The following is a 12,305-nucleotide window of genomic DNA, read 5'->3' on the forward strand; positions in this document are numbered from 1 at the left end:
GTCGTCCGCCTGCGGAGCTGTCTTTTGTCTACAGCGAAGGTGAGCAATCCGTGCCGGGGCACAACAGTGCCGTTCGGACTGCTCATATCTGGGCAGCAACCGGTGACAGGATGGTGACGAGACGGTTTCCTCATGTGACACTCGCCGTGTCGGATGGTCGTTGACTGTGATAATCGGCGAGGGCCAACAAATGAAGTGAGCGGCCTTCGAGGAGTTATGTGGGATCGATGACTGACGACGAGCTGGTCGGGCGCACCGGGCTGGTCGAGCGTGCGCGAAAGCAGCTCGAGACCAGCGGCAGCGTGCTGCTCTACGGCCCGACCGGGATCGGCAAGTCCGCCCTCGGCCGTGCGCTCGTCGCAGATCGCACCAAGGCCGGCTGCCGTGTCCTCAGTGCCGCCCCGTCACAGTCCGAAGCCAGCCTCCCGTACGTCACCCTCCTCGACCTCCTCTCCCACCAGCTCGAGCTCGCCTGGCAGGTCCTGCCCGACCACCTCCGCCAGCCCCTCGAGGTCGCCCTGCTCAAGGCCAGCGCGCCCGACACTGTCCGTGACGAGTTGGCCGTACGTCTCGCCGTACTGCACGTCCTACGCCGCCTGGCCGCCACCGGCCCGGTGCTGCTCGTAGTGGACGACATCCAGTGGGTGGACCCGTCCAGCCTCGAAGTACTCACGTTCTGCGCCCGCAGGCTGTCCGACGGCGTGCACATGCTTGCCACCGAGCAGGTGGCCGACGGCGACCTCCCGGTGATGGCAGAAGCGTGTCCGGAGCCTGTGCTGCAGCTCGAGGTCCCACCCCTCACGGAGCCCGACGTACTCGGTCTGCTGCGTCAGCGCCTCTCCAGCCCGCTCCCGGTGCGGACGGCTCGCCGCATCTTCACCGCAAGCGCCGGTAATCCGTTCATGGCGCTGGAGCTGGGCCGAGCCGTACTGCGGCATCCGCAAGGCGTCTCGCCGAACGACCCACTCCCGGTGTCCAGTCGGCTCAAGACACTGCTCGGGGACCGCCTGTCCGATCTCTCCACCGGGACGCACGAGCTGCTGCTGCACGCGGCGTCGTCACCACGTCCGACCACGACCCAGCTCGCCCAGTCCCTCGAGCGGCCGATCGACACCGAGCTGGCAGAGGCGGAGGCGCTCGGGCTGATCGACGTGTCGTCCGAGCGGCTGCGGTTCACGCACCCGTTGCTGCGCGAGTTCGTGTACGCCGAGGCAACCTCAGCCGCTCGTCGACAGGCCCACGCCCAGCTGGCCGCCGTAGTGGACGAGCCGGTCGAGAACGCGACCCACCGCGCGCTCGCCACCCAAGAGGCCAACCCGGAGCTCGCCGTCACCATCGAGGAGGCCGCCGCGGTCGCGGCCGGCCGTGGCGCACCCGGAGCCGCCGCGACGCTCTGGCGGCTGGCCGCCGAACGTACGCCGATCAGCCTGCCGGATGAGCGTGCTCGCCGCCTCACCCGGGCCGCAGACGACGCCGCGGCCGCCGGGCATCTCGCGGAATCGGCCGAGATGGCGCGTCACGCCGTACAGGCGGCAACGAAGCGGGAGACCAAGGTGCCTGCGCTGTTGCTGCTGGTCGATGCCGCATGGCCCGACCACGACCGCCGGGTCGAGTTGCTGGCCGAGGCGTTCGAGGCCGCGGTCGGGGACAAGCGGCTTGAGGCGCGGGTGCGGATCATGCGCAGCCACAGCGAGTACTTCGATCGCCGGCTGGACGAGGCGCAGGAGGACGCTCGGGTTGCCGAGGCGCTGGCGCGGGAGTCCGGTGACATCGAGGCGGTCGTGGATGCGTTGAGCGCGGCGAGTTCGGTGCAGATCGCCCGGGATGCTGAGCAGACCGCGGACGCGTTGTTGCAGGAGGCGGCTGAGCTGTCGCACGACCTCCCGCTCACCAAGACCGTGGTGAATGCGCGGCAGATGGCGGCGATGCGGGAGCTGTTCCGCGGCCGGACCGGCGAGGCGATCAAGGCGATCAGCACGCTGGTCGACGAGGTCCGCGACGGCGGTGCGATGCGCTGGCTGGCGTCCGTCCTGATCTCGGCGACCGCGATCTACGAGCGCAGCGGCCGTGGCGCGGACGCGCTCGCCGCGGGCCACGAGTGCTACCAGTTGATGCAGGACATCGGCGAAGAGGCTGAGGTCGGCATGATCATCGCCAGCCGCGCGGAGTGGGTCGGCGGTTCGGCGGTGATGGGACGTCAACTGGCCGAGGCGGCACTGGAGGGTGTCCGCCTGGTCGGAAACGACGAGTGGACCGGGCCGGCGTTGGCGAGTCTGGGTCTGATCGGCGTACTGACCGGAGAACCGCAGCGTGCGGTCGAGGCGTTCGACGCGATCGCGGACTCGGGGGAGGCGGCGATGCCGTTCGACCCGGCCGTCATCCCGTGGCACGCGGACTACGCGGAGGCGCTGGTCGCGGCCGGTCGGCTGGAGGACGCGGCGTCCCTGATCACCGACATCCGGACCCGCGCCGAGACGTTGGACCGTGCGGTCGTGCGGGTCGGCCTGGCGCGTTCCGAGGCCCTGCTGATCGCCAAGCAAGGTGATCCGTCCGCCGCGCTGGAGCTGCTGGAGAAGACGATCAGTACGGCGGGGGACCGCGTCTACCCGTTGGACCTGGCGCGGTGCGAGCTCACCCGCGGTCGCGTAGCCCGCCAGGCCCGCCGCCGCTCAGTGGCACGCACTGCCTTCCTGGACGCGATCGAGCAGTTCGAGGCGTACGGCGCGCCGGCCTGGCGCGAGGTGGCGGAGACCGAGCTCGCCCGGCTCGACGTCCCGAGCCGCAGTCGCCAGCCCTCCGAACTCACAGACAACGAGCAGCAGATCGTCGCCATGGTCCGCGACGGCTCCACCAACCGCGAGATCGCCGCCGCCCTCTACCTCAGCGTGAAGGCGGTCGAGTCTCAGCTGACCCGCCTCTACCGCCGCTTCGGTGTCGCCAACCGCACCCAACTCCTCCGCATGGTCGACCGCCCACACAGCTGACCGTCCGGCCGCGGATGGCCGCGGTTTCGGTTGAACGTCGTACGGGTCTGCAGGGAAACCCTTGAGGTGACCCGTCGGTAGCTTCGAATGTCTTGCTGTCCGGTGCGTGATGGAGAAGGGTCGATCGGGTGAGCTCGCCCCTCGCTCCGGGGCGGCCGAGTGAGGCGCGGCCGCCCCCCATTTCTTTGGGATAACGAGCCGCCTCTTGGGACAATGACCAGGTGAAACTCGAACGCAAGCACGCACTGGTCCTGCTCGGGATCGCGATCTGGAACGTGGTCACTTACGTGACCTTCATCAAGAACCTGGCCGCCACCGAGGGCCGGCCGACCGGGTACTACGTCGCGCACACGGTCCTGATCGTGGTGAACCTGCTGATCGCCGCCCTGCTCGGCACGTGGGGCGTCCGGGCCCTAAAGGCCGCGCGCAGCTCGGCCTCGGCTTCGGCGGGGAAGGTCAACGCCTGACGAAGGTCGCCGGGGTCACCCCGAGCATCTTCCGGAAGTGCCGGTTGAGGTGTGACTGGTCGTAGAAGCCTGCCAGTGTCGCCACCTCCGCCGGTGGGTGCCCGTCGAGCAGGTACCGCCGGGCCAGGTCCACCCGCCGCCCGGTCAGATACCGATGCGGCGGCATCCCGTACTCGCGGCTGAACGCCCGGACGAGATGCGCCGGATGCGCATGCACGAGCTTCGCCGCGTCGTCCAGCGTGATCCCGGCCGGCACAGACCCATCGAGTACGTCGCGCAATCGCGAAGCCACCCCCGGATCGCGACGATCGGGTGGATCAGCAACGTTCCGGCGCAGGTGTTGCCGCAGCCGTTCCTCGATCAGCGTGAGCCGACTCTGCGCCTCGAGGTCTTCCTTGCCGTCGAGCAGTACGCCGTGCAGCTGGTGAATGCGGTGTCGCAAAACCGGATCGACGTACTCGGGCTGGTCGACGGCCGCCCCGATCACGTTGTCGCCGAGCCGATCGGGCTCCAGGTACAGCACCCGCTTGCGGAAGCCCTCCGGCCGGACCGACCGCCCGTCGTGCGGCACGTTCGGGGGTAGCAGCGAGACCTGCGCCTGAGCGAGCCCGTGCTCCCGGTGGTCCAGGTCGTACCGCACTGCGCCCTCGTCGACGATCAGGACCGTCCAGGCGTCGTGCGTGTGGCTCGGGTACGCGTGAGACGGGAAGTGGGCGTGCAGAACCTCGACGACGCCGCTCAGCCCGGGCCGCCACGCCCTGACCTCGGCGCCACCGCTCACGGTAAAGAACATACGCTGCCTGCCGTGAAGGTATATGTGAGCGTGGACATGGAGGGCATCACCGGACTGGTCGACGCGGAGGACGTCCAGCCGCCGGGCCGGGACTACGAGCGCGGCCGGGTGCTGATGACGGAGGACACGAACGCGGCTGTCCGGGGTGCGTACGACGCGGGCGCGACCGCCGTACTGGTGAACGACGCCCACGGCCCGATGCGCAACCTGCTGCCCGACCTGCTCGACCCACGCGCCACGCTGATCAAGGGCCGCCCGAAGCCGATGGGCATGATGGAGGGCCTGACGAGCGAGCACGACGCCGTCCTCTGCGTCGGCTTCCACGCCCGCGCCGGCGTGCTCGGCGTACTCAGCCACAGCTTCATGGGCCACGAGATCGAGGACATCTGGCTCGACGACCAGGTCACCGGCGAGATCGGCCTCTTCCACGCCGCGTCTGCCGCTTACGGCGTACCGGTCGCCCTCCTCACCGGCGACGACGCCGCCTGCACCGAAATGACCGCATGGGACCCCGCAGTCGCCACAGTCCCGGTGAAGTACGCCAAGGACCGCTTCGCCGCCCAACTGGTCCCCGTCGCCGAAGCCCAGGCAGCCATCGAAACGACAACCCTCACCGCCCTGCAGAACCTGCCAACCCTCCCCGCAAACCGGACCGCAACCCGCCAGCTCACCGTCCGCTGGCAATCCGCCTCAGTGACCTCCCACCTCACCGCCATCCCAGGCGTCACCCGCCAAGACGACCGCACCGTCACCGTCGAGGCCGACATGCTCCACCTCTACCGCCTCTTCAACCTCTTCCTCCGCGTAGCCACAGCCGTCACCACCAACCCGCCGTACTGCTGACACGAACACCGCCTCCGGCGGCGACTGCTTGTGCGGTTGGGGTGGTAGAGCCGTCAGGTGGGGAGGTGGGCGTTCAGGCGGGCGGCTTGGCGGGTTAGGTGGGCGACTTCGGGGAGGTTGGGTGCCTTGTGGGCTGCCTCGGCGTACAGGCGGGCCGCTGTCTCCAGGTCGCCGTCGCGTTCGTGGAGGTACGCCGCGACGGCGGTGTAGCGGGGCAGGGAGTCGTCCAGTGCCTCGAGCGCCGCAAGGCCGGCACGCGGTCCGTCGGCCTCGCCGACGGCTACGGCGCGGTTGAGCCGGGCGATCGGGCTGTCGGTCAGGCGCACCAGTTCGTCGTACCACTCGACGATCTGCACCCAGTCGGTTTCCTCGGCGGTAGGCGCGTCGGCGTGGAGTGCCGCGATGGCGGCCTGGGCCTGGAAGTCGCCCAGCTGGTCGCGGGCGAGGGCCGCCTGCAGGATCTCGACGCCCTCGGCGATCGACTGGGTGTCCCACAGGCCGCGGTCCTGCTCGGCGAGCGGCACCAGGCTCCCGTCGGGTGCGGTCCGGGCGGCGCGCCGGGCGTGATGCAGCAGCATGAGCGCGAGCAGTCCCGCCACCTCAGGGTGATCGATCGCGGCCGCGAGCTGCCGGGTGAGCCGGATGGCCTCGGCGGCGAGGTCGACGTCGCCGGAGTAGCCCTCGTTGAAGACCAGGTAGAGCACGCGCAGCACGGTGGCGACGTCGCCCGGCTGGTCGAACCGCACGGTGGAGACGGTCCGCTTGGCCCGGCTGATCCGCTGCGCCATGGTCGCCTCGGGCACCAGGTAGGCCTGGGCGATCTGGCGGGTGGTCAGCCCGCCGACCGCCCGCAGCGTGAGCGCGACCGCGGACGACGGTGTCAGCGTCGGGTGGGCGCACAGGAAGTAGAGCTGGAGCGTGTCGTCCACCGACGGTGCGCTCCCCGGCGCCGGCGCCTCGTCGACGAGGTCCTCACGCCGGCGCCGGGCGGCGTCCGACCGGGTCGCGTCGAGGAACCGGCGCCAGGCCACGGTGATCAGCCAGGCCTTGGGGTCCTGCGGCGGGTCGGCCGGCCAGACGCGGACCGCCTCGACCAGCGCGTCCTGTACGGCGTCCTCGGCCGCCGCGAAGTCGGCTCCGCGGCGGACGAGGATTCCGAGCACGCTCGGCGAGAGGCTCCGGAGCAGGACGTCGTCCATCGCAGCGGTCACTCCGTGGTGGTGGGGTGCGCAGCCAGGAACGGGCGCAGCTCGAGCCACTCGTGGATCGGCTTACCGCCCGCCCCGGGGGCGGCCGACAGCTCCCCGGCCAGCTCGACGGCGCGCTCGTAGCTGTCGACGTCGATGATCATCCAGCCGGCGATCAGGTCCTTGGTCTCGGCGAACGGGCCGTCGGTGACCGGCGGGCGACCCTCGCCGTCGTACCGGACGAACGTGCCCTCGGGGGCGAGCGCCAGACCGTCGACGAACTCACCGGACTCCTCGAGCCGGGCAGCGAAGTCGTCCATGTACTTGATGTGGGCCGAGATCTCCTCCGGGCTCCACCGGTCCATCGGGACGTCGTTGACCGCCTCCGGCGCGCCGCGGTAGTGCTTGAGCAGCAGGTACTTGGCCATCGTGCTTCTCCTCGGTGCGGTGCGACCCGTTGGTCGCGTTCAGAGCAGGGACGGAGCCGATCACGGGTTCTCGACATCATCACCCGAATCTTTTCCGGCAACGTTTGAAACGTACAAGACCGGCGGCCGCCGGTGACGGCAGATTGGGGTGTGTGGAGAGCGAGAACGAGCCGATCCGGTTCGACACCAAGATTGCTGTGTTGTTGCGTGACGATCTGGCGAGTTGGCAGCGACTGAACGTGACGGCGTTCCTGGTGAGCGGGATTGCCGGGACCCGTCCGGAGGTGGTGGGGGAGGCGTACGAGGACGCGGATGGGCAGCAGTACCTGCCGATGTTCCGGCAGCCGGTGCTCGTGTTCGAGGGCTCCAAGGAGTTCATGCGAACCGCTCACGAGCGGGCGCTGAGGCGGGAGATCGAGCACTCGGTGTTCACCCAGGAGTTGTTTGCTACCGGCAATGATCGGGACAACCGGGCGGCGGTGAAGGCGGTTCGGACCGAGGAGCTCGACCTGGTCGGGATCGCTGTGTACGGGCCGAAGAACGCGGTGGACAAGGTGCTCAAGGGCGCCGCCATGCACCCGTGAGCAGATAGCGCTCGGGTGCGAACGGCTTGAGCTCGGCCGGCCCCACCTCGTCGAGTACGAGGGGTACGACGTACCGCGCCGTCCCAGGTGCAAGGGTGAGGCCGAGCATGCCGTGGCCGGTGGCGACGTACAGGCCGCGATGACCGGGGATCGGCCCGATCAGCGGCAGGCTGTCCGGTGTGGCTGGGCGCATGCCCGCGAAGGTGGCGCTTGAGAGCCCGGGACGCCAGTCGGCGAAGTACGGTCTGGTGCGGTTCAGGACAGCGGCCAGGCGTCGCTCCGGGATCGGGCCGCCGGGCCGGCCGAGGTCCAACCGCGCGGCGATGCGTACGCCGTCCGCGAAGGGTGTGACCGCGATACTCGGCTCGACCAGCTTCACCGCGAGCTGCGGCGCGCGACCGGTGCCAGGAGTGGTGATGCTGTAGCCCGTGGCTGCCATCAACGGAAGCCGAACGCCGAGCACCGCGAGCAGCTCGGTCGACCACGCACCTGCAGCGACCAGCAGTCGGTCGGCGACGAAGGTTCCAGCATTGGTCTCGACCCGCCAACCGGAATCAGCGGGCCCGAGTCGGCTGGCCGTACCGATCACCAGGCGCCCACCCGCCTCGGACAGTTGCTCGCGCAAGGCACGCAGTACCTGTTCCGGCCGGACCTGCACCTCGTCGACAGCGTGGACAGCACCAGTGATGGCAGTACCGAGTGCAGGTTCGCGGGAGCGTGCCGCCTGCCCGTCGAGGACTTCGTAGCCACCCTTGTAGCCGGCGGCCGTCGTGGCCTCGGCCAGCTGCGCGACCTCGTCCAGACCCGCCTGCGTGAGTGCCGCCATCAGCAGCCCGGTCTGCCGCATGTCCAGGTCGGCAGTCTCCTGCAACCGGGCGAAGTCGTCCACGCATCCGGCACCGAGATCCAGTACGGCGCGCAGACCCGCGGCGTACTGCCGGGCGGAACCACTGCGAACGAAACCAACCAGCCAGCGCAGCAGCGCAGAGGTGAGACGGGGAGCGACACTGAAAGGCGCCTCCCGATGGAGCGCCTGCCGTGCCGAGTGCATCAGTACGCCGGGACCGGACAACGGAGCCGACAACGCCGGGACCACCCAGCCGGCGGCCGCGGGTGAGGCGAAGCCGGCCTGAGGTCCCGCGTCGAGCACGGTGACCTCGGCCCCGGCCCGGGCGAGTTCCACCGCGGACCACAGGCCGATCACCCCACCGCCGATCACGATGATGCGCATCGGCGACCTACTGCCCGGCCGCGTACGACGCGAGGAACGTCCGCGTCCGGAGCTCTCGTGGCTTGCCCAGCACCTCGGCGGGCTCGCCCTCCTCGACGATCCGGCCGCCGTCGACGAACACGACCCAGTCGGCCACCTCCCGCGCGAATGGGAGCTCATGGGTCACCAGCACCATCGTCATCCCGTCGTCGGCGAGCTCGCGCATCACGCGCAGTACCTCCGCGGTGGACTCGGGGTCCAACGACGAGGTGGGCTCGTCGAACAGCAGGACCTTCGGCCGCAACGCCAGCGCCCGGGCGATCGCAACCCGCTGCTGCTCGCCGCCCGACATCTGTTCGGGATAAGCGACACCGCGGTGCGCGAGCCCGACCCGGCGGAGGAGCTGGACCGCCCGTTCCAACGCATCCTGCTCCGGAATCCCGGCTCGTAGTTGCGCGAGCATCACGTTCTCGACCGCGGTGAGGTGGGGGAACAGGTTGAAGCGCTGGAACACCATGCCGACCGACTGCCGCAGCTTGGCCAGATCGTGGCAGCGCACCTCGTCGCCGGAGAAGATGGTCTCGCCGGCGACCTCCAGGAGGCCGTGGTCCGGTCGCTCGAGCAGGTTCAGGCAGCGCAGCAAGGTGGTCTTCCCACCGCCGCTCTGGCCGATGATCGCGACGATCTTCTTGTGCCGGACGGTCAGGCCGACGCCGTCGAGCACCAGCCGACCGTCGAAGGACTTGCTCAGGTTCTCGATCCGTACGACGACATCCGGTCGAAGTCGGGTGGTCGCCGAGGTCATGCCGATACTCCTTCCCGGTCGGACACGGTGAGGAGTGCGCGGGCAGCCTTGAGTCGCCGCCGCCGTTTCGGTGACAGCGGTACGCCGGCCCGGATCCGGCGCTCCAGCCAGAGCAGACCCTGGGAGAGCGGATAGCACAGGACGAAGTAGATGGCCGCGATCACCAGATAGACCTCCAGTGCGCGGAACGTCGCCGAGGTGATCAGTCGCCCCTCGGACATCAGCTCGGCCGCCGAAATGGTGACCAGCAACGAGGTGGACTTGAGCAGGTCGACCAGCATCGTGTTGGTGCCGGGCAGTGCCGACCGCAGTGCCTGCGGGAACACGACGTACGCGAAGGTACTGACCCGGCCGAGTCCCAGCGCCTCTGCGGCCTCCTGCTGGCCCCCGTGCACACCGGCGATCGCGGCCCGGAAGATCTCCGACAGATACGCGGCGTAGAAGACGATCAGACTCACGCACCCCGCGCTGAAGACGTCCAGCTTGAGGCCGGCCGACGCCAGTCCGAAGTAGGTGACGAAGATGATCGCGAGCAGCGGAATGTTCTTGAACACCTCGGTGTAGACCGCGGCCGGAACCCGCAGTGCGCGATGCCGGTTCACTCGCAGCAGCGCCAGCGCCAAGCCGAGCACCGCGGCGCCGGTGAAGCTCGCGACCGTGTAGGCGACCGTCCGTCCGAGTCCGTCGAGCAGAGCGGGTGAGTAGTCCGACCAGGGCACCTCGAAGAGTTGTGTCAGCATCAGGAGTCCTTAGATGGTCGGCGGCTGCCAGTCCGCGGTTCGGTCGACACCGCGGCGGGTGCCGGCGATCTCCGGCGACGGCTTGAGGAACTGGTCGGGCGCACCGCCGTACTTCTCGATCAGCTTGGTCAGTTCACCGCTGGCGTACATCGCCCGGATCTGCTCCGAGATCGCCTTCTCCAGCGCGGTCGCCTGCTTGGGCAGGTAGAAGCTGGTCATGTACGGGCGGAAGTACTCGTACTGCGGACGTGCCTTGACCTCCGCGTCGGACGGCGGGGTGAGGTACTGCGTCTCGACCTTCAGCTCCGGCCGTTCCTTCTGGGCCGCGAGCACCAGCAGTGGATCCAGGAAGCCGACGTTGATGCGACCGGCTCCGAGGTCGTCGAAGACCCCGTTGCCGTCCGGGTAGGCGTGCAGCTTGGCGCCGGGGACGGCCTGGATCGACTTGACCCAGACGTAGCCCTCGACGGTGCCGAGATCCTTGCCCTGCAGGTCGTTCACGGTCTGGTAGTGCTCGCCGGCGCGGACGGCCATCGCGGGTGGCGAGTAGTACGGCGGATCGGTGAACAGCCCTTGCTTCTGCCGCTCGGCCGTCCAGGCGACACCGCCGATGGTGATGTCGACGCGGCGGGACTGGACGTTCGCCAGCATCCCGGCGAAGTCGGTCAGCTCGGGCTTCACGGTGAGACCGAGTTTCCCGGCCACGGCGTTGAGGATGTCGGCATCCAGCCCGGACATCTTGTCGCCCACCATCGACGTGTACGGCGCGTACGGCTGGATGGCGACCTTGAGGACGCCGGGCTCGATCGTGCCGAGTGCCGCTGCGGCCTCGGAGACCGGTTCGTTGGACTCGCCGCCGCACGCGGTCAGGGAGCCAAGCCCGAGGGCGAATGCGGCGAGTAGATGAGCAGCCCGTGGGATCCGGGCGAGAGGAGAGTTCGACATCGCGTGCCTTCCTGGCGGCGGGCCCCCGGCTGACCTCTTCAAGGCTAGGGAGCCGGTACGGCGAAGTCATTGGACGAGTGATCCGTGATTCGGTGCCAAATAGGGCCTGCCGTCGTACGCTTCGTACAGTCGTCCTCAGAGGGGAGCGCCATGCTCTCGGCCTCGCTCGCCCAGCAGATCGCCCGGGACACCTCCGAGGTGATCGGCTACAACGTGCTCATCACCGACGAACACGGCATCGTCATCGGCAGCGGTGACACCGGCCGGCTGGGCAGCTTCCATGAGGCGTCGGTCGACGTTGTGGCGTCGCAGCAGGCTGCCTGGCACACGGCGGCCGAGGCGCAGCGCTTGCGCGGGGTGAAGCCCGGGATGACGTTGCCGATCGTGATCGACGGCGAAGCGGTCGGGACGGTCGGCATCACCGGGTCGCCGCGGCAGGTCCGCCGATTCGGCCTGGTGGTCCGGCGGCAGACCGAGATCCTGCTGCAGGAGTCGGTCGAGCTCCGCTCGCGGCTGCTGCGGGAACGGGCGCTCGAGGAACTCGTCCGCGATATCGGCTCGTTCGACGCCGACGTGGTCGACCCGGCCTTCCTGGTCGCGCGGGCGAAGGAGCTCGGCTTCGACCTGACCGTCCCGCGCACGGTGGTGATCGTCGACGTGGACGAGCCGGTGCCGGCTGGGACCGGCAATGGCGGCCTCCCGGATGTCGCTACGCTGCGGCCGGAGGTGCTCCGGACCCTGCGTCAGACGTTTGGTGCGGCTGATCTGGTGGCGGCGATGACCGCCGGCCGATTCGCCGTACTCCCGTCGCTCAGGCGTGGTACCGGCGCCGACGACCGGCAGCAGTTGGCCCAGCTCGCCGTACGCACGATCGCTGCGGAGCACGGGTTCGCATCACGCGCCGGCGTAGGCGGAGCGGCGCGAGGGATCGTCGCACTCCGGGAGGCGTACGCCGACGCCGGTGATGCACTCCGCCTGGGCAAAGGACAGTCAGCTTGCGTGATCGACGACCTGCGCGGGCATCAGGTGCTCGCGGCGGTAGGCCACCGCGCCCGCGCCCGACTGATCGCACTCGTTGCCGGTGACCTCGCGACCCACCCCGACTGGCCGGAGCTCCGCGCGACCCTGATCGCCTGGTGCGAGAGCGGCTTCAACCTGGTGCGAACCGCAGAGGCCCTGCACATCCACCGCAACACCCTCATCTACCGCTTGGAGAAGGTCGAACGCCTCACCGGCCACCCTTGGCGCGACCACCGCGGCACCCTCACCATCTACCTCGCCTGCCTAGCCTCCCAACTGGACAACCCCTAACGAGGCGT

Annotated in this window: 12 protein-coding genes; 5 read left to right on the top strand and 7 right to left on the bottom strand. The window is 69.4% G+C overall.

The annotated features are described in order from the left end of the window. The first annotated feature begins 227 nt into the window (after positions 1-227). Together EV652_RS11535 and EV652_RS11540 are read left to right on the top strand one after the other, a co-directional pair. Positions 228-2,984: an AAA family ATPase gene (locus EV652_RS11535; RefSeq protein ID WP_132209035.1), complete on the top strand. Its 2,757-nt coding sequence runs from the start codon at positions 228-230 to the stop codon at positions 2,982-2,984. Between the two features lie 221 nt (positions 2,985-3,205). Beyond that, a complete protein-coding gene (locus EV652_RS11540; RefSeq protein ID WP_132209036.1) occupies positions 3,206-3,451 on the top strand; it encodes an SCO4848 family membrane protein in 246 nt (81 codons plus the stop codon). Here the strand turns inward: EV652_RS11540 and EV652_RS11545 are convergent. Next, positions 3,441-4,232, bottom strand: a complete 792-nt coding sequence (locus tag EV652_RS11545) for a helix-turn-helix transcriptional regulator (protein WP_242001694.1) — start codon at positions 4,230-4,232, stop codon at positions 3,441-3,443. The genes EV652_RS11540 and EV652_RS11545 overlap by 11 nt on opposite strands. A gap of 24 nt (positions 4,233-4,256) precedes the next feature. On the opposite strand from EV652_RS11545, the gene EV652_RS11550 reads away from it, so the two are divergent. Continuing rightward, positions 4,257-5,087 carry a M55 family metallopeptidase gene (locus EV652_RS11550; RefSeq protein WP_132209038.1) on the top strand — a complete coding sequence of 277 codons (831 nt, stop codon included), beginning with the start codon at positions 4,257-4,259 and terminating at the stop codon, positions 5,085-5,087. A 53-nt stretch (positions 5,088-5,140) separates the two neighbouring features. Here the strand turns inward: EV652_RS11550 and EV652_RS11555 are convergent, their stop codons facing one another. After that, complete coding sequence (locus EV652_RS11555) at positions 5,141-6,286, bottom strand: RNA polymerase sigma factor (RefSeq protein ID WP_132209179.1); 1,146 nt, start codon at positions 6,284-6,286, stop codon at positions 5,141-5,143. A gap of 8 nt (positions 6,287-6,294) precedes the next feature. Continuing rightward, on the bottom strand, positions 6,295-6,702 hold the full coding sequence (locus EV652_RS11560; RefSeq protein ID WP_132209039.1) for a YciI family protein: 408 nt from the start codon (positions 6,700-6,702) through the stop codon (positions 6,295-6,297). Between the two features lie 152 nt (positions 6,703-6,854). Between EV652_RS11560 and EV652_RS11565 the strand changes: the two genes are divergently transcribed. Continuing rightward, positions 6,855-7,286 carry a DUF2000 domain-containing protein gene (locus EV652_RS11565; protein WP_132209040.1) on the top strand — a complete coding sequence of 144 codons (432 nt, stop codon included), beginning with the start codon at positions 6,855-6,857 and terminating at the stop codon, positions 7,284-7,286. Here EV652_RS11565 and EV652_RS11570 read toward each other — a convergent pair. Genes EV652_RS11570 through EV652_RS11585 form a run of 4 tightly spaced genes read right to left on the bottom strand, consistent with a single transcriptional unit; the run spans position 7,261 to position 10,986 of the window. Further along, positions 7,261-8,517, bottom strand: a complete 1,257-nt coding sequence (locus tag EV652_RS11570; protein WP_132209041.1) for an NAD(P)/FAD-dependent oxidoreductase — start codon at positions 8,515-8,517, stop codon at positions 7,261-7,263. The two genes, EV652_RS11565 and EV652_RS11570, sit on opposite strands and share 26 nt — an antisense overlap. 7 nt (positions 8,518-8,524) lie before the next feature. Further along, the gene (locus EV652_RS11575; protein WP_132209042.1) at positions 8,525-9,301 is read right to left on the bottom strand and encodes an amino acid ABC transporter ATP-binding protein; all 777 of its coding nucleotides are present in this window, start codon (positions 9,299-9,301) and stop codon (positions 8,525-8,527) included. Beyond that, complete coding sequence (locus tag EV652_RS11580) at positions 9,298-10,041, bottom strand: amino acid ABC transporter permease (protein ID WP_132209043.1); 744 nt, start codon at positions 10,039-10,041, stop codon at positions 9,298-9,300. The genes EV652_RS11575 and EV652_RS11580 overlap by 4 nt, the downstream gene beginning before the upstream one ends. Before the next feature lie 9 nt (positions 10,042-10,050). Next, a complete protein-coding gene (locus EV652_RS11585) occupies positions 10,051-10,986 on the bottom strand; it encodes a substrate-binding periplasmic protein (RefSeq protein ID WP_132209044.1) in 936 nt (311 codons plus the stop codon). A 150-nt stretch (positions 10,987-11,136) separates the two neighbouring features. Here EV652_RS11585 and EV652_RS11590 point away from each other — a divergent pair, with 150 nt between their 5' ends. After that, on the top strand, positions 11,137-12,297 hold the full coding sequence (locus EV652_RS11590) for a CdaR family transcriptional regulator (RefSeq protein WP_132209045.1): 1,161 nt from the start codon (positions 11,137-11,139) through the stop codon (positions 12,295-12,297). The last annotated feature ends 8 nt before the right edge of the window (positions 12,298-12,305 follow it).

The organism is Kribbella steppae (assembly GCF_004342025.1).
Taxonomy (GTDB): Bacteria; Actinomycetota; Actinomycetes; order Propionibacteriales; family Kribbellaceae; genus Kribbella; species Kribbella steppae.

Excerpts from the sequence above, each read along its gene's own strand:
- EV652_RS11575 (WP_132209042.1), bottom strand. The coding sequence starts at position 9,301 with ATGACCTCGGCGACCACCCGACTTCGACCGGATGTCGTCGTACGGATC.
- EV652_RS11560 (WP_132209039.1), bottom strand. The coding sequence starts at position 6,702 with ATGGCCAAGTACCTGCTGCTCAAGCACTACCGCGGCGCGCCGGAGGCG.
- EV652_RS11570 (WP_132209041.1), bottom strand. The coding sequence starts at position 8,517 with ATGCGCATCATCGTGATCGGCGGTGGGGTGATCGGCCTGTGGTCCGCG.
- EV652_RS11580 (WP_132209043.1), bottom strand. The coding sequence starts at position 10,041 with ATGCTGACACAACTCTTCGAGGTGCCCTGGTCGGACTACTCACCCGCT.
- EV652_RS11585 (WP_132209044.1), bottom strand. The coding sequence starts at position 10,986 with ATGTCGAACTCTCCTCTCGCCCGGATCCCACGGGCTGCTCATCTACTC.
- EV652_RS11590 (WP_132209045.1), top strand. The coding sequence starts at position 11,137 with ATGCTCTCGGCCTCGCTCGCCCAGCAGATCGCCCGGGACACCTCCGAG.
- EV652_RS11555 (WP_132209179.1), bottom strand. The coding sequence starts at position 6,286 with ATGGACGACGTCCTGCTCCGGAGCCTCTCGCCGAGCGTGCTCGGAATC.
- EV652_RS11535 (WP_132209035.1), top strand. The coding sequence starts at position 228 with ATGACTGACGACGAGCTGGTCGGGCGCACCGGGCTGGTCGAGCGTGCG.